The following is a 17,138-nucleotide window of genomic DNA, read 5'->3' as shown; positions in this document are numbered from 1 at the left end:
TTCCTTATTTATCTTCATAACCAGTAAGTTCCATAAACCCTTTTCCACTGTGAGTCCCTGTGACATTAATTGGCCCTTCCCAATAGGGAAATATAAAATGTAGCCATTGATCTTGACGGACAACACTTGTTTGGAGCTTTAATCCTTGTGATGGCACTTCAATTAACCAATTTAATGGAAATGAAATTCCACTCACTTTATAAAAGTGCATAGGTTTCATTCGAATTTGATTATTATCTAATTTAACCACTCGACCATCAGGCCATGAACGCGAACCAATAAAATAGGGTCTTTGTCCTTCTTCTCGTAATTGCGATACCATCAAAGCACTGCCATCGTTAAGGTGGATTGCAAACCAATCCCAACCTTGTTGTTTGGCACTGAGCATACTACTGCTCCACTCACGATCAAACCAACCACGACCACTCACTTTATATGGTTTTCCATCCAGAGTGATCGTCCCATCAAGATCTAAAAATGGAACACTGTAATAATAAGAAGCAATACTCAGTAATGGATGTTTTTTGCTATATCCTTTATCACCTTGTAAAACAATGGCCCCTTTTTGCTTGATGTTTAATCGCGCAGACATGTGATCATCTGAAAACTCAAGCCGCCCAGGAAAAGGATCACTGGTTGCTGCATCCCATGACCAATTATCTAACCATGCATGAAAAGGATTAAGACTTACCCCTGCTTGACCAATTCCACCACGAGCAAATCTTTCCGCCGCCCAAACTTTCTCTTTTGTTGTTATTACCGCATGCACCATGTACATCTGGGGTGTTTTCCAACCACTCAAATCTTCATCACTGGTCGCCATGCGAAATATCGTCCATTGCACCGCAATTTCTTTACCCGTTTCTGTTTTAAGGTTAGCTGTTAAATACCACCACTCTGCAAGATATTCAGGATGCTCACCATGATCTTTAGGAAATGTTATTTCTTCGCCTTTAACGACAGGTTCAAACACGAAATTTTGAGATTGCGTTAATATTTTCACTGAATTACTGCGAATAGGTTGCTGATCACAACCACTCAATACCATCGTCCCAAATAACATTATAGTTAAATAAAGCAAATACCAACGAGATTGCATAATTGAAACTCTCATTAAAATGACTCTCGTAAAGATAAAATTGCAGATCGATGAACCAAACGCCATACAGGCCACGCTCCAGCAACAAGCAGTGCTAATAAAGCCGTACCTAACGTCATAAAATAATCGAAAGGAAAGTATTGAACTTGCATTGTCCAACCAAAAGAATATTTCAACACAACATCAATTAATAATTGCGCTAAAAGTAGACCTAATGGCAATGCTATCAATGCAGTCATAAGTCCTATAACCAACAATTGACCACCACCCAATAACGATAATTCAATGCTGGTCATTCCCATGCAACGTAATAATGAATATTGTCGTTGCCGAGAAATCTCTCCCGCGATAGTCGCGAAAAAAAGACCACAAACAGCAATAAATAACGTTAAATTACCTAATGTCGATGTCACAACAAACGTACGATCAAACACAGTCATCGCTTGTTTCATTAACGCGGAATTATTACGTATTCGCTCTGGTTGCAAAAGGAATCGCTCACCTAATTTTGCTAATAGCAATTCTGACTTTGCTCCTTTTTTCAAATGAATCGCTAATCCTACTTGTCCAGAATGAGGCCAAAAACGCTGCCATTTTTGTTGTGAGATTAGGACTTGTCCATAAGGATTACCATAATCATAATAAATACCCACCACTCGCCATTTTTGATTCATGGGAGCAGGAAGATTAATAATATCTCCTGGTTGCCAATGATGTTTCAGCGCCATCGATTCACTGACCATTACCGCACGATCATGATGCAGTTGCTGCCAATAATTATTAAGACCCACTTTTACTGACAAGGCTTTTTGTTCACCTGCGGTTTGACCAATACTCATGACTTGGATTGTGCCATTATTTGAGCGAGTGGCTTTTTGTCTGCTCCACCACACTTGATCCACTTCAGGTTGTTGTTGAAGCCATTTTGAAATACGAGGGGCCATATTCATTGATGGACGAATATAAATATCCGCAGCTAAACGCTGTTCAAGCCAGTTTTCTGTTGTATTACGAAAACTGCCAACCATAGTCTCCATACCAATGTTAGAAGCTAACGCCAACATAAACGCCATTGCTGCTATACCGCGATAACTTAAACTTGCAGCAGCATCAAAGAAAAACCATCGCATACGCGCTTTACTGCTGATATTACCGAGAAAATGGAACAGCAACCAAAGCAAATAAGGCATCATTAAGCCAGAGGCTATAAGAATAAAGGCAATTAAAACAAAGCCAGTTAACTGTCCATGAGAAAGCTTATAAACAACCACAGCGCCAATGATAAAGACACAAGAAAACAAGGCTTGCCACGCAAATTCTCGACCACTAAAACGCACTAAAGACAAATGTGTCGCTAGTCGCGCGGGTGGCGATTTAATTAAACGTACAACTGGCCATGTACAGGCAAAGGCACATCCAAAAATCGCAATCGCTAAACTCGCAGCACCCCACTGCCAATTCCAGTGCACTTGTAAGCCAACATTAGCGTTATATAAATCATTCAATGATGCAGCAACAGATGGTAATAATTGCTGTGCTAATAGCAATCCAATAAGATTACCGCCAACCAGTCCAACTAATACCCATAAACACAATTCACCGATGAGGGCTCCAGCAAGTTGGGTACCGCTAACACCTAATTGACGTAAAATGCCAACTAATGGTTGTCGTTGCGCTAAAGAAAGCGACATTGCTTGGTAGAAAATGAACAATCCAACCACAAACGCCAGCATTCCCATAGCAAACAGATTCAAATGAAAGGCCTTCGTTAATGGCTCTAATTTTGCGTTTTGTTGCCGTTCAAGCGTTAACCCTGGCGGTAAAATATGCGTCAATTTCATTAACTGTTTACTGCTCATTTCACCACAAACAACCGCACTAAAACCAGAACTAGGTTGTAATTCGCGTAACAAAGCCATGTCTGCAATCATACGAGAATCATTCATACGACTATCATTAACTACTTTCATCGGGCCAATTTTACGCCCAGAATTAAGCGTCAGCATATCTCCGCTTTTGAGACCCATATAATTAGCTAAATGCTCACCTAACATAATCGGGTACGGTGGTCGCATTAATTGTAATAAGTTGATTTTACTTTCATCAATTACGTTATTTTGTACTGCGCCCAAAATCGCAACAGGATCAATGCCTAAAAGTTGAAAATCACGTTGTTTTTCTGTAATAATGCGATGTTCAACTAATGGCGCACAGGTTTTAAGTCCTGCTCGACGCATTTGAATGTAAAAACCTTGCGGTACATTCATACCAACTTGAACATGACGTATACGATAAGGAAAAGGATTAGAAAAAAGTTGTTCGCCTTTACGATAGCTTTCTTTTGCTTGCTGATTAACACCCATTACCCCAACTAGTAATGCAATACCCAATGTTAATCCAAGCCACACTAAAACAATTTGTAATGGGTGACGACGATAGTGTCCCCAAAGCGCACTAGCTACGGGGCGTAACATGTAACTGACCTCCTTGTAAGCGAATACATCCCTGCATATACGACGCAACCTTCTCACTATGGGTAACAACTAATAACGTACAATGAAGTTGTTTCGTTAAAGAAAGAAGTAATCGAATAACAGCACTTGCATTACGTTCATCTAGACTACCTGTCGGTTCATCTGCTAATAACAGTGCAGGTTCCATATAAATAGCTCGCGCAATAGCAGCACGTTGCTGTTGACCACCTGAAATTTCTTCAGGATAACGTGATAATAATGACATCAGATCCAAGGCAGAAACCAACTTTAACCATAATTTTTTATCATCTGGCAATCCCTTTAACTGACGGCAAAAACGAATATTATCGGCTACGGTTAAGGTCGGTAATAAGTTATATTGCTGGAAAACAAGACCAATATTTTTACGACGATAAGCCGTTCGCTCACGTTCAGAAATTGCATGCATCGCCGTATCCCCGAGCCATATCTCACCTGATTCAGGTTTATCAAGCCCCGCAATTAAATTCAGTAATGTACTTTTCCCTGAGCCGCTTTCTCCCATGAGAGCCAATTGCTCTCCAGAATTTAAAGATAAATTAGCGCCCTGAAGCACAGAATGAAACTCGGTACCGTCTAGATACCCTTTGCAGAGTTTAGATAGTCGTAACATGTTCAATCACCAACGTTTGCTTACATGACAAGTTAATCACTATTTATTTTAATATTCATCCAATTAAAATAAATAATTATTCAATATTACCTATTTTATTCCTCATATAACAGCTTAGCCATATAAGTATTACTATTTATTATACTTATCTTGTTGAGATATTCTTCTTTAACAACAAATAGCTACCAACTAGGTATAATAAACTACTATTAAGAAACAATTTTTATGTTTTTATATTTGAATTTAATAACTATGAGATAAAGTCACATATATAATTTAACCAACAACCATACTCACGGTTTAAGCTTTGATTTGATTTAGATAAATGACATCTGTACTTTATTATTATGGAATCATCTTCCACATATGCATAAAAACCCATAATAAACGTGGTGATAATAATCATATTAACCAGCAAAAACTATCATCTTTTGTAGTTTATTATTGCTTTTAATCAATAAAAAGCCATTATCTTTAAAGGCGATATTAAAAATTTTAAGAACGGAATTTTTTGCATCTTTATATCGCAACACGGAATTTAGAGTGGTTACTTAATGAGCAGAAATATTCTTGTCGTCGGCGCCTCTGGTTACATTGGCAGCCACCTCGTGCCTAACTTACTAAACTTAGGCCATCACGTAACCGCAACAGGACGGAACCTTAAGCTATTAGAAAAACGTGGTTGGGGAAATATTAATAATCTAACGTTAGTTGAATTAGATCTAGACATTGACCAAGACTTAACTGATCTGTTTACAGATATCGATACTGTTTATTTTCTCGTTCATGGCATGAATCATGGCCATGATTTTATTGAATTTGAACTTGATTGCGCCCGTCACTTTAGCCATTACCTTCGCCATAGTGATGTTGAACATGTTGTTTATCTAGGTGCTTTACAGTCACAAACTAGCCAATCAAAACATTTAAGTGCCCGCAAAGAAACGGGAAATATTCTTCGCAATAGTGATAAATGCGTTACCGAGTTACGTGCAGGTATTATTATCGGTCCAGGCTCTGCGGCATTTGAAGTCATGCAAGACTTTGTTTATCACTTACCTGTAATGTTAACCCCAAGTTGGGTTACTTCTCGTAATTCACCGATTGCATTACGCAACCTACTCTACTACCTAACAGAACTTATCGAATGCCCGCCAGATCATAACCTTATTTTAGATGTCGCAGGGCCAGAACAGATGACTTATAGAGATCAAATGGTCCGATTAAGTAAAGTGCATGGTAAAAATATTCGCGTCATCCCATTAAAATGGTTAAGTCCCAAAATGGCGACCTATTGGCTCCGTTTTATTACCTCCGTTCCGACCAATATTGCACGAGCACTTATTGGTGGATTAAGTTGTGATCTTCCCGCAGATGGCAGTGAACTTCAACGACGTATTCCTCAACATTTAATCAATTATGAAGAAGCGATCCAAGAAGCATTAGCCATGAATACCGAAGTGGTTAAAAGTGATATTTGGGGATTTGATCCAGATGCCCTATTACGCTGGCAAACAGGTTATGGCTATTACCCTAAACAAGCAGGTTACACACTTAAAACAGATGCAAGTTGTGAAGACTTATGGCGTCAAGTACAGCTGATTGGCGGTGAAGAAAGATATTTTTATGCCAATGGATTATGGCTAGTGCGAGAATGGATGGATGCCATGATTGGTGGTAATGCCCTCAAGCGTTATCGACGAGATCCTCAGCAATTACAATTGGGCGATAAAATTGATTCGTGGAAAGTGATCAGCCTTGAAAAAAATCACTTCCTATCGTTATTATTTGGTATGAAAGCCCCGGGTTTAGGTCGATTAGAATTTACCATTGAAGATTGTGGTGATCATCGTACTATCGACATTCGTGCGTGGTGGCACCCTAAAGGCTTTATGGGACTACTGTATTGGTTTGCAATGATGCCAGCGCATTTGTTTATTTTCCGTGGCATGACCCATGCTTTAGTTAAACGTTGTAAAGCAAAAATACAACAAGGCAATATCGAAACAAAATAATACGGCTTATCTAATTATCAACCACATTACTTATCGCTATTATCAATGTGATGATGATTAGATAGTTATCAAAATAGAGACATAAAAAAAACCGAAAGCATGACACTTTCGGTTTTTTATATTATTAACTGAATGTGAAAATCACATCACTTATATTAAGCCGCCTTGGCTGCTTTAGATGCACATGTCATCTTCCATGCCGCAATAGGACCACTTAATAGTGTTAATCCAATCAGCAATGAAACAGGTACTGCGGTAATAACAATAAAGGACTGCAGAGCCTTCAAACCACCATCACCAGCAAGTAATAATACCGCAGCCACTACACCCATGGTAATAGCCCAAAATAAACGATGCTTACTACTAGGTTCATTATCGCCAGAAACCACCATCGCAATTGAGTACGCCATTGAATCACCTGTCGTTACCACAAAGGTTGTGGTCAACACTAAAAATGCAGGTAATAAAATATAACTCAATGGTAAATTAGACAGTGTTGCTAATAATACAGAAGGCAATCCGCCATCATGCAATGGACCTGAAATCATACCAGGATTATTTAGCTCTAATGAAATACCCGTTCCACCTAATACAGCAAACCAAAAATTTGTCGCAATAGGTGCGCCAACAGCTACACATAAGATTAAGCTTCGAATGCTACGACCTTCTGAAATACGGGCAATAAAGATAGCCATCATAGGGGCGAAACCAATAAACCAGCCCCAGAAGAACCATGTCCACCATAAGTTCCACTCAGGCTTAGCCGTAGTCAAACTCATCGTTCCCATATTCTGTAAATAACTGCCAAAAGCGGATCCAAATTCTTTTAATAAAAATGTCGTTGGACCTAAAATTAACATAGCGGCTAAAAGTACAAATGCGCCAATAACATTAAGGCGAGATAACCACTGTAAGCCTTTATCCATACCTGATGCGGCTGAAGCCGAATAAATAGCAACAACAATGGCTAAAATAACCAACTGAGATTGAGTATTATTTTCTAGGCCGGTTAATAATTCTAAGCTATAGCCTAATTGTGACGCTAAGAAACCAATCGGACCAATCGTGCCCGCTGCTACAGCAATAATTGAACATGCATCAATCACACTACCTAGCCAATGATTTTCTAAGCGATGCCCAAAAAGTGGAAATAATAAAGCACGTGGACGTAATTTAATCCCATGTTCATGATGGGCATACATTAACACTATAGTAGAGAGCGTACCTAATACAGCCCATGCAAGAAAGCCCCAATGCAAAAAGGCTTGATCTAATGCTGGAGTAACAGCAGCAAGCGTGCCGCCTTCGACACCAGGAAATGATGGAGATGGTGTCATAAAGTGATAAATAGGTTCAGCGGCAGACCAAAAAACACCACCACCAGCAAGCAGCGTACACATGATCATAGCTAACCAACGAAATGTGCCAATCGTTGGTTTAGCAACGCTACCCATCACTTTTTTACCTAGCGGACTAATCGCTACAATTAATGCTAGGACGAAATTAATCAGCATCAGCCACTGCCAGCTTGAACCGAAAGTTTTTGCTGCAGAGCTAAAAGAAGTTTGAATCATTGCGCTAAATGCGGGCATATCAATTAAAGCAGAAAGAACGAATAAGGTGATAAACCCAATCGTTAGAGCTGGAACGAGTTTATTATCTAAACCTTTAAGTCCCATAACTATGTTCGGTACTATATTATTACTAATTTCGCTTGTATTGCGTTGCATAAATGTCTCACGCTGTGTGTGAGGGAAGACACACTATCAGCATGTAAACTTTAACGCTAGTTAAATTTTCTCTATGATTTTCAATAAAAAAGGAAATAAACATACGATTTCATTGGTTTATAATTTGAAAACAAAAACTTATAAATTGTCACACAAAAGCCAATAACGACAAATAAAAATAATCATAACCATTAAATTTACTCATTAACCTTCCCGTCTAACACTTAAAAAAATAGTTACTGAACAAACAATATTAAGATTAACTATTGAAAACTTAGTTATCACTTTATTCTTTTATACACGTTAACGAGTGTGACATTTCACGCAAATACCCCTATTTCAATGCCCTATAGTAATAGCCGATTCCATCGATAACGGTAACGATCGTTTTTATAATTATCCGCAAGTTTATGCCTTACAACACAGTAACCAATCCATTAACTTTCCCTGTATTTACAGTTCCAACTCATAAGTTATCGATGAATGAACATTGCTTATTCGTATGATTACCGCAGATATTAAAAAGGCAGCCTATTAAAGGCTGCCTTTTCAATATTACACACTACAGGTTAATCAATAATTAAATCATATTGAGTGCAGTGATTATTCACAATGTGAGTAATAGTTTGGCGAGGGATTTTTTGCCATGAATCAGAATGATCTAAAGGTTCAGAAGCAAGGATCGTCTTATGTGCTGAACACTGAATAAATACCGGTGGCGGTTGATGATCAGAGCTATAGCGAACCACCCAAAATTGCTCACCATCAGAAATACAAAGTGACGTTTTTAATGGGCCAGTTATAGATTTATCTTCCATTGCTTGTTCAATTTCATACAAAGTCTGATTAATAGCAGCAATAGGATCGACTCTTAAACCATTTTTGATCATCATTAAAAAGATCAATTCGCTATCGGTTGTTCCGACCCGCTTTAAGAATAACTCTTCAGTTAATTGACGTACTAACGTGAATTTTACCTGATCAAAACCACTAATTTGACCATTATGCAAAAACATCCAATTATCAAGTACAAACGGATGACAATTGACTCGTGAAACCTGCGAGCCTGTTGATTGACGAATATGTGCCATAAAACGATGTGAACTAATATGATGCGCTAGCGAGCGTAAATTCTCATCACCCCATGCGGGTAAAATATCATGATAATAGCCGGGTAACGCACGGTGCGAATACCACCCTAAACCAAAACCATCACCATTAGCTCGAACGATGCGTTTTTTATTTGATTCGACACTTTGCTGAATTAATGAATGTTCAGGTTGATAAATCAATTCATCCAAATAGATACTATCACCATGATAGGCTAACCATCGGGACATAGCATATTCCTTACTTAATAAAACAACATAGACACTGAATAAGTAACCTAATTTATCACGCACTAGACGTGATCTCTATGCTTATATTGTTCGTTACCGCCTACTTATTTATACAGATCACTGTTGATACATATCACCATCGTAAACAAAGTTTATTCTCGTTCTTTCATATATTGTTTTGGCGGTTTCCCTAACGTTTTTTTAAAAAACAAAATAAACGCGCTGACAGATTCATAGCCTAAATCTTCGGCTACTCGTTGTACGGATTCACCCATTGATAACTTTTGTAATGCAACAACAATATGTAGCTGCCCACGCCAACGACCAAAGGTTAATCCAATTTCTTGTTTAACCAAACGTGCTAACGTACGTTCACTCATCGCAAATTGTGTCGCCCACTCACTAACGGTCTTTCTATCACCAGGATTAGCTAATAAACGCTGCGAAATTTGATGTAATCGCGGCTCAGATGGAATGGGAAAATCAAACTGTTCAGTTGGCATTAATATCAATTCATCTACCAATACATCAACTAAACGTGCTACCGCGCCATCTTTATCATAGTCTTGACGTTCTTGTGCCAGACGAATAATTAATTCTCGCAATAACGGTGTGATAGAAAGTGTGCACGCTTTATTAGGCATTCCAATAATATCTTGATCAACAAACAGCATACATACATCGGCATCGGGTGAAATACAGATACTATGTGGAATCTGGCTTGAGATCCAAACGGCGCAATGCGCTGGCACCATCCACACAGCATCATCAATATAGCATTTAGCAAACCCGGTTAACGGCATAACTAATTGGCCTTTATGGTGCTGGTGGAATGGCGCTTCTTCTTCTTTTTCAATACCTGCAACCCGTAATGCTAGTACCTTTTGTGGGTATAGATCCGTATCAAACCCCATAATATTGGCTTTAAAATGCATAATCTGTCTGCTTTTAAATATGAAGAATAAATATATCTCAATACAGAAACAAAAGTAAGGTCTAAATCATACGATTAATAAGATCACAATTTTAAACAATTATAAACAATTATAAAAAAAGGCCACTCGAAAGTGACCTTTAATAAACCATAATAACAATTAACCCAATTGCTGCTCAATCTGATCCGCTTTAATAAACTTATCATGCGTTGCTAATTGAGCTTGATAACGTTGAATATTCGGATAATTAACGATCATGCCGTTATTTTGCAGTATTTCAGCAATAAACGACATCATGATATCAGCACCAGTAAGTCGCTCTTCAACTAAATAGGTTTTGCCTTCAAGGCTCTGCTCAAAATAACCAATAACCTTTTCAGCTTCAACGTCAGCATAGCCTTCTAAGAAATTAGTTTTCGCGCCATCTTTAGCAACAAACATCTTTAATAATAACGGTAGAATAGCCGAACTTTCAGCGAAATGAAGCCATTGTAAATATTCAATATAAGCAGGCGTTCCTGCTTTAGGTGCTAAATTAGGGTTATAAGTCTGAATTAAATATTCAGTAATAGCGCCAGATTCAGCAATCACCGCCCCATTATCTTCAATAACTGGCGATTTTCCAAGCGGGTGGATATTTTTCAATTCTGGCGGCGCTAAAAAAGTGACCGCGTCACGTAAATAAGGCTTAACCTCATACGCTAAGCCAAGCTCTTCCAATAACCAAATAATGCGTTTTGAACGTGATTTATTTAAGTGATGTAGTGTGATCATAATATACCTGCCGTATTATTGAGCTTGATTGGTTTGGATAACAAGTTTGCCGAAGTTCTTACCGTCTAATAAGCCAATAAACGCTTGAGGTGCATTTTCTAACCCTTGCACTAAATCTTCACGATAATGGATTTTACCTTCCGCTAACCATTGGCTCATCTCTGTTGCGAATTCATCATAACGATCAGCATAATCATCAAAGATAATAAAGCCTTGCATCTTAATACGCTTAACTAATAGCGTACCCATTAGCATCGACATGCGATCAGGCCCTTGGGGTAATTCAGTGGCATTATATTGAGAAATCAAACCACATAGTGGAATTCGAGCCCCCGTATTAAGTAGTGGTAATACTGCATCAAAGACTTTACCACCGACATTTTCATAATAAATATCAATGCCATTATCACAAGCAGCTGCTAGTTGTACCGCAAAATCATCAGCTTTGTGATCAATACAATCATCAAAACCTAGCACGTCTTTGGCATAGCGACATTTTTCTTCGCCACCAGCAACACCCACAACGCGACAACCTTTAATTTTACCAATTTGACCCACCATTGAACCCACAGCGCCAGTTGCTGCTGCTACAACAATTGTGTCACCCGGCTTAGGTTTACCAATATCAAGCAAACCCATGTAAGCGGTGAAACCTGGCATTCCCATCACACCCAACGCATAAGATGGATGTGTTGGCTGCATACCCAATTTAATTAAGCCGTCACCATTTGAAACGGCATAATCTTGCCAACCTGAATAAGATAACACCCACTCACCTTGTGCAAAATCAACATGATTAGACTGCTCAACTTGACATACCGTACCACCAACCATAATCTCACCGATCGCAACAGGCTCAGCATAAGACTTAGCATCACTCATACGACCACGCATATAAGGGTCTAATGATAAATACACACTACGCAGTAAAATCTCCCCTTCAGCTATCGTTGGAATAGCGGTTTGTTCTAAACGAAAATTATCAGCTGTTGGAGCACCAACAGGGCGAGATGCTAATACGATTTTGCGGTTTACGTTTGTCATTGAGCTATCCTTTTCTTTTTTATTAAACATTAGACCAGTCGTCTAGCTTAGGGTTTTAAAAAATCCCATCATAAAATAATGGGATAATTAATAAGTAACCACCACTAAACCACGGGTTGTAGCTGAGCTTTTGTTGTTACTAACGCTTGTTGTAATACGTTTAAATCTTGACTAAGCTTATAAAACAAACTCGCACCAAGCCATAATTGATACAGCGTTTGTGCAGTTAATTGACTATCGGTTATCGTAATTGAACCATCTTTAATACCATCGTCAATGCAGTTTGCAAGTAAGCTAACAATTCTATTAGCCCCTATTCGTAATGCTTCACGCATTGGTTCAGACAAATCAGAGACTTCAGCACTGAGTTTAACAACAACACATTTATTGGCATTACAAGTGCCATTATCGATGATTAACCAACGTGAAAAATAATCAGTTACACGCTCAAAACCCGTTCCAGTACCTTGTACTAAAATAGCGCTAACGTGTTCTAAATATTGTTCAAAATAGTGTTGAATTAACGCCTCACCAAATTGCTCTTTTGACTTAAAATAATGATAAAAAGAACCTTTTGGTACCGCTGCTGTTTTTAAAATTTCAGACAGGCCAACATTTGTGAATCCCTTGGTCACCACAAGTTGGTAACCAATATCTAAAATATGCTGACGTGTATCGTTTGTTTTTATTTTCATGCGATAACTATAAACTCGACTAGACCAGTCGTCTAGTCTTGTGTTCCATTATTTTAAATAGCGTCGTTACGGCTTGTAATAAATATCTTCTTTCTATCTCATTTATAACGACGGATATTAATAGACATACAGCACCGAATACGTATGATCAGCAACATTAGTTATGCAAAACACCTATATAACACTGTCAATTGGAATAACATTTTGATTAGAGAAAATGTATTTACCCCATTTGCATCTTGGGAAAAACCTTTAGTTTCTGAAGTTGCTGAAGTAATTAATTTATTGAAAAATAACGGTTATGACACCAAAAAACTGACATTAGCTACTGGCTTAAAAGAAAAAAATATCTGTAAGTGGACAGCGAAGTATAAAAAAGAACCATTAGAGGTTTCTACAATCCCTTACCCATGCTGGTGCTTTATTTCAGCCCTCGTTGGCCGATTAAATATCGCAACCAACGGTAAAGTAATTGAAGTGGAAGAAATTAAGCAAATATTACATTTATTTAAGCCTTCTGCATTCGGTGCCCAAGATACATTTATCTGCCCGACAAGTAGCCATTTTGCTAAGTTAATTAATAGTGGTTTATTTGAAGAAATGACGACTGAAAGCCTTTCAGAGCTATATAATTGGAGTTCTGGTTATTTTAATGAAAGCTTACGTCTCGGTAAAATGCCTTACTTAAACTGGTGTCTGATTCTGATGATGTTTGGTATTAATATCCAGAAAATGGCATTAAAAAATCTTGAGACTGACATTGTTCTAGAACAATCAGCTTATGATGCTGATTAAAAACTAAAGTAATGCCTTGTGTAGACTACCAACGTGTTAACACAGGGCGTTTCTTTATCTATAATCGCATGATGTAAATCATAATGTGATAATACCGTTCCTATTTACCTCCTGCTATCGTGACATAACGTATAATAACTTGATTCATGATAATACCTGATTAAAATAGTCGATTATTATCGTCGCCAGGAACTTCACACCTCATGCCAACCTTGACCCAACCTTTGGCGTTAAAACCCACTACCCTATTTACCCTTTACAGCATTATCTTCCTTGGCTCTGCCGGGTTTTTTATTACTATTCCCGCTTATGTGAGTTTATTTCTAACTGATCACTCGCTTGCCATTGCACAAAATATGCCAATAGAACAACGACGTACTTTGTTTGGTACGGTGATGTCAGCCGCTCCTTTTATCTCCATGTTTTTCACCCCCCTCATTGCCCGTTTTGCTGACCGCTTTAGCCGTAAAGTAACCATGGTCTTATGTTTAATTATTGCCGCGATTGGTTTTGCGATGCCAATTTATGCCATTGTTATCGGATCTATTGCATTATTATTTGCAGGTAACATGATCAATAGCCTTGGCTCTGCTAGCCAGCCGATTGCACAAGCGATTCTTGCTGATAATAGCCGAGGCAAAACCAAAGCGACATTAATGAGTATGGTGGCAATCGTAATGACAGCAGCCATGTCATTTGGTCCAGCATTAGGCAGTAAATTATCAGCAACCTATGGCACTCAAGCACCATTTTATGCTTGTCTTATTATTGCTATCTTTTGTTTAATACTACTAAATCTTGTTCGGTTACCGCCGCAAATCACCTTACACAATGAAAATCCACTCTCTTTTGTTGCCCCATTAAAACGGAGCCAACCGGGCTTATTGGCTTGTTTAGCGATCGTTTTTATTTGTCAGTTTAGTTGGAGTTTATACTTTCAAAATATCGCGTTTATTTTCCCTCAAAAATGGGGTATTAGTGTAGAAAGCAGCTTCTACCAATATTTTATGATGGCGATTGGCGTGGTCATGATCTGTTCGCTATTACTGCTTCCTCGGCTGATTCTAGCGCGTATTAATGTACTATCAGCATTACGGATCACAACCCTATTTGCTGCTATTGGAATGATTTTATTAGCGATCACGCCAACGCCAAACACTCACATTGCCGCGATGATTTTTACCGCCGTTATGGTGGCGATCTCCTTTCCTTTTTATATTACGGCATTATCAGATAGAGCCAGTGAAGCAGATCAAGGTTGGGTTATGGCAATGTCGAGTGCAATGGTGGGTTTAGCGTGGACATTAAGTGGCTATTTAACCAGTGTATTTGTCAATATTGATTTAATTCTACCGACAGCGATTGCCGCCATCGGTTATGTAATTGCGATGATTATCGTTCCTAAAAAGGCAGCAACGCTCGTTACAGCGGCTAATTAAGATGATGAATAGGACAACAAACATGGCACCATTAACCAGTGTACTTCAAGCTCATCAGTTTCATGCAGTGATTCCAGAACCGCTTCAATTTGGTCGCGGGCTCATTGTTGATCTTTCCCCTGCTAGTGAGCTTTGGAATAAAGTAACGTCAACCCACAATTTTGCTGATGAAATAGCCTATCAGGCAACAGCAATGAACGCACAAATAGTGATTGGTCGTTATGAAGAACAACGGCTGATTTATCAAGATAAAGCGAATTTTAGTAACAGTAAAAATCGTACCGTTCATATGGGAATCGATTTAGGTGTTCCCTCTTTAACACCGGTTTTTGCACCGCTTGATGGCGAAATACATAGTATTGCTAATCACCAAGGTGAAGGAGACTACGGCCCCACTATTATTTTACGCCACCAGCTTGAGGGAATAGCCTTTTTTACTTTATATGGTCATCTTCACCAAGCCGCACATACGCAATTGCACGTGGGCGATCATATACAAGCAGGTCAACAATTTACGGCAATCGGCACCACAGCAGAAAATGGCGGTTGGGCTCCGCATCTTCATTTACAGATTATTGAGGATATGGGAACCAACACTGACGACTATATTGGCGTTGTTGATCCCGCTGAGTTAGATTTTTACCTACGTAACTGCCCCAATCCTAACTTGATACTGAAACGCTCTGATCTTGATTAAAAATCAACGGCCCAAATCTTAAATCGCATATTCACAATAAAATGATATGCGATTTAAATCTCTTGGTTAATATACTAACAATAATCACAGCATTATTTTCTAACGCGATCAAGCCAGCTATATACAGTTTCTAAGGTTTCATAAGACGGTAAACGATTATTTCGCGCTTGAATTTGATCGACAGTATACGTTTCACTTGCACGTCCATTGGCTAAATAGTGCCGCTTTAACCCTATAGTGACGCGCTCTGGCATATGCATTTTATACACTAAATATTCACCTTTAATAATCCGGTGATGATAAATAGCAACATAATGACTTTGTTCAATTCCTTCAAGCTCAAGCTGTTGATAATTTCGAATCGGTACAATATTACTATTGCCTTCAAAAGGAATGTCATACGCCTTATCACAACTTGGATCTGGAACAAATTTCGCTGTTTTTTGAGCAATTAGCCATCGATCATGTAACTTTTTCAATTCATCATACGATGTAACAGCATGAATACGTCGCACTGAATCAACATCAAGCACACGATAACCTAACTGAAATACATCCGATAATATCTGATTAATTCGCAGTCGTTCTCGCGGTGACGCTTTAATTAAATAAAAGCCTAATTTTGTGCCTGTCAATGTTGGCCACTGTAAATAAACTTGTAACGTTACGGTGGTGATTACTGAATAATGGCGAAATAAGGTAAACATCATCGTTTCTGGATCTAATAATCGATGAATAACAATAATCACTGAACGGGTAGAAAAATCGCTTTGAATACGATCAATAAAACGCAATGCTGAACGGCACGATGCTAGGCCTAAATGAGCTAAAATCTTACGTTGACCTAATTCGCATAAAGTTAACACTTGTTCATGATCTAATGGATAACGTTCACACATTAGATAAAGCAACATTGGTCGCTGGGCTAATAAATGGCGGGCTTTATCACTCATTGCCGCCATTTTGAGCATATACACACCAAGATCAGCGTAAGCACGGGCTTTATCAACCAATCCTGCGGGAATACTTTCAATCCACGCCCTGCCGCCAGCCAGTGATTCAATATGTTCGATATAAAACGAACAACTACCTTCTAATAACTCACGGTGTCCATCACGATAAGCGCGGTACATAATAAGACCATCTCGCCAATCGTAAAATTCCAGAACAAATGGAAAGAAAGTCAATGTCTCATCAAACGATAAGATCAATGGTGTTGAAATATGAGTAGACTGATGTTCAGTACAACAAACAGGCATAGATGTCCCTATTAATCTGTTATTCCTCCCTCATAATAACAATAATAGCTATCTCAGTATTAACAGCATTATTGTAGTAATTACTAAGCCTATCATGACTTATTAATATGAATATTCAACTTAAAAAATATCAAGATGAGAGCTTTACATAGAATATATATTCTACAATATTGTTGGTTATTTAAATGTT

Annotated in this window: 14 protein-coding genes; 4 read left to right on the top strand and 10 right to left on the bottom strand. The window is 38.4% G+C overall.

The window, feature by feature from the left end; all coding sequences use genetic code 11:
* Positions 1–4: 4 nt before the first annotated feature.
* The 3 genes from GLP24_RS04495 to GLP24_RS04485 are packed head-to-tail and all read right to left on the bottom strand — an operon-like array spanning position 5 to position 4,225.
* The gene (locus GLP24_RS04495; protein ID WP_101768403.1) at positions 5–1,114 is read right to left on the bottom strand and encodes a lipocalin-like domain-containing protein; all 1,110 of its coding nucleotides are present in this window, start codon (positions 1,112–1,114) and stop codon (positions 5–7) included.
* Complete coding sequence (locus GLP24_RS04490) at positions 1,114–3,573, bottom strand: ABC transporter permease (protein ID WP_101768404.1); 2,460 nt, start codon at positions 3,571–3,573, stop codon at positions 1,114–1,116. Before GLP24_RS04490 ends, GLP24_RS04495 begins: the two co-directional genes overlap by 1 nt.
* Positions 3,554–4,225, bottom strand: a complete 672-nt coding sequence (locus GLP24_RS04485) for an ABC transporter ATP-binding protein (RefSeq protein ID WP_101768405.1) — start codon at positions 4,223–4,225, stop codon at positions 3,554–3,556. Before GLP24_RS04485 ends, GLP24_RS04490 begins: the two co-directional genes overlap by 20 nt.
* Before the next feature lie 554 nt (positions 4,226–4,779).
* Here GLP24_RS04485 and GLP24_RS04480 point away from each other — a divergent pair.
* A complete protein-coding gene (locus GLP24_RS04480) occupies positions 4,780–6,240 on the top strand; it encodes a DUF2867 domain-containing protein (RefSeq protein WP_101768406.1) in 1,461 nt (486 codons plus the stop codon).
* Between the two features lie 155 nt (positions 6,241–6,395).
* Here the strand turns inward: GLP24_RS04480 and GLP24_RS04475 are convergent, their stop codons facing one another.
* The 6 genes from GLP24_RS04475 to GLP24_RS04450 form a co-directional block, all read right to left on the bottom strand.
* Entirely contained in the window at positions 6,396–7,919 is a 1,524-nt protein-coding gene (locus GLP24_RS04475) for a BCCT family transporter (protein ID WP_227990240.1), read from the bottom strand.
* Positions 7,920–8,539: 620 nt separating this feature from the next.
* The gene (locus GLP24_RS04470; protein ID WP_101768409.1) at positions 8,540–9,310 is read right to left on the bottom strand and encodes a class II glutamine amidotransferase; all 771 of its coding nucleotides are present in this window, start codon (positions 9,308–9,310) and stop codon (positions 8,540–8,542) included.
* Positions 9,311–9,462: 152 nt separating this feature from the next.
* The gene (locus tag GLP24_RS04465) at positions 9,463–10,245 is read right to left on the bottom strand and encodes an AraC family transcriptional regulator (RefSeq protein ID WP_152652621.1); all 783 of its coding nucleotides are present in this window, start codon (positions 10,243–10,245) and stop codon (positions 9,463–9,465) included.
* 159 nt (positions 10,246–10,404) lie between these two features.
* The gene (locus GLP24_RS04460) at positions 10,405–11,019 is read right to left on the bottom strand and encodes a glutathione S-transferase family protein (RefSeq protein WP_152652620.1); all 615 of its coding nucleotides are present in this window, start codon (positions 11,017–11,019) and stop codon (positions 10,405–10,407) included.
* Between the two features lie 15 nt (positions 11,020–11,034).
* Positions 11,035–12,063 (bottom strand): NADP-dependent oxidoreductase, encoded by a 1,029-nt coding sequence (locus GLP24_RS04455; protein ID WP_232615584.1) that lies wholly within the window; start codon positions 12,061–12,063, stop codon positions 11,035–11,037.
* 104 nt (positions 12,064–12,167) lie between these two features.
* Positions 12,168–12,758, bottom strand: coding sequence for a TetR/AcrR family transcriptional regulator (locus GLP24_RS04450; RefSeq protein ID WP_101768413.1), 591 nt, complete (start codon positions 12,756–12,758; stop codon positions 12,168–12,170).
* Positions 12,759–12,962: 204 nt separating this feature from the next.
* On the opposite strand from GLP24_RS04450, the gene GLP24_RS04445 reads away from it, so the two are divergent.
* The 3 genes from GLP24_RS04445 (at position 12,963) to GLP24_RS04435 (ending at position 15,689) form a co-directional block, all read left to right on the top strand.
* Positions 12,963–13,553 (top strand): hypothetical protein, encoded by a 591-nt coding sequence (locus GLP24_RS04445; RefSeq protein ID WP_101768461.1) that lies wholly within the window; start codon positions 12,963–12,965, stop codon positions 13,551–13,553.
* A 203-nt stretch (positions 13,554–13,756) separates the two neighbouring features.
* Positions 13,757–14,992 (top strand): MFS transporter, encoded by a 1,236-nt coding sequence (locus tag GLP24_RS04440; RefSeq protein WP_101768414.1) that lies wholly within the window; start codon positions 13,757–13,759, stop codon positions 14,990–14,992.
* Positions 14,993–15,014: 22 nt separating this feature from the next.
* Complete coding sequence (locus GLP24_RS04435; protein ID WP_232615583.1) at positions 15,015–15,689, top strand: peptidoglycan DD-metalloendopeptidase family protein; 675 nt, start codon at positions 15,015–15,017, stop codon at positions 15,687–15,689.
* 92 nt (positions 15,690–15,781) lie between these two features.
* Here GLP24_RS04435 and GLP24_RS04430 read toward each other — a convergent pair whose 3' ends face one another.
* The gene (locus tag GLP24_RS04430) at positions 15,782–16,948 is read right to left on the bottom strand and encodes a PcfJ domain-containing protein (RefSeq protein WP_232615582.1); all 1,167 of its coding nucleotides are present in this window, start codon (positions 16,946–16,948) and stop codon (positions 15,782–15,784) included.
* Positions 16,949–17,138 lie beyond the last annotated feature (190 nt).

Source organism: Photobacterium carnosum, assembly GCF_021236965.1.
GTDB classification, from domain to species: Bacteria; Pseudomonadota; Gammaproteobacteria; order Enterobacterales; family Vibrionaceae; genus Photobacterium; species Photobacterium carnosum.
Note: the sequence above shows the minus strand (reverse complement) of the source record. Positions and strands in the feature narration are given on the sequence as shown.

Bases quoted from the DNA above. Each gene is read 5' to 3' on its own strand.
- GLP24_RS04495 (WP_101768403.1), bottom strand. From the start codon at position 1,114: ATGAGAGTTTCAATTATGCAATCTCGTTGGTATTTGCTTTATTTAACT.
- GLP24_RS04490 (WP_101768404.1), bottom strand. From the start codon at position 3,573: ATGTTACGCCCCGTAGCTAGTGCGCTTTGGGGACACTATCGTCGTCAC.
- GLP24_RS04485 (WP_101768405.1), bottom strand. From the start codon at position 4,225: ATGTTACGACTATCTAAACTCTGCAAAGGGTATCTAGACGGTACCGAG.
- GLP24_RS04480 (WP_101768406.1), top strand. From the start codon at position 4,780: ATGAGCAGAAATATTCTTGTCGTCGGCGCCTCTGGTTACATTGGCAGC.
- GLP24_RS04475 (WP_227990240.1), bottom strand. From the start codon at position 7,919: ATGGGACTTAAAGGTTTAGATAATAAACTCGTTCCAGCTCTAACGATT.
- GLP24_RS04470 (WP_101768409.1), bottom strand. From the start codon at position 9,310: ATGTCCCGATGGTTAGCCTATCATGGTGATAGTATCTATTTGGATGAA.
- GLP24_RS04465 (WP_152652621.1), bottom strand. From the start codon at position 10,245: ATGCATTTTAAAGCCAATATTATGGGGTTTGATACGGATCTATACCCA.
- GLP24_RS04460 (WP_152652620.1), bottom strand. From the start codon at position 11,019: ATGATCACACTACATCACTTAAATAAATCACGTTCAAAACGCATTATT.
- GLP24_RS04455 (WP_232615584.1), bottom strand. From the start codon at position 12,063: ATGACAAACGTAAACCGCAAAATCGTATTAGCATCTCGCCCTGTTGGT.
- GLP24_RS04450 (WP_101768413.1), bottom strand. From the start codon at position 12,758: ATGAAAATAAAAACAAACGATACACGTCAGCATATTTTAGATATTGGT.
- GLP24_RS04440 (WP_101768414.1), top strand. From the start codon at position 13,757: ATGCCAACCTTGACCCAACCTTTGGCGTTAAAACCCACTACCCTATTT.
- GLP24_RS04435 (WP_232615583.1), top strand. From the start codon at position 15,015: ATGGCACCATTAACCAGTGTACTTCAAGCTCATCAGTTTCATGCAGTG.
- GLP24_RS04430 (WP_232615582.1), bottom strand. From the start codon at position 16,948: ATGCCTGTTTGTTGTACTGAACATCAGTCTACTCATATTTCAACACCA.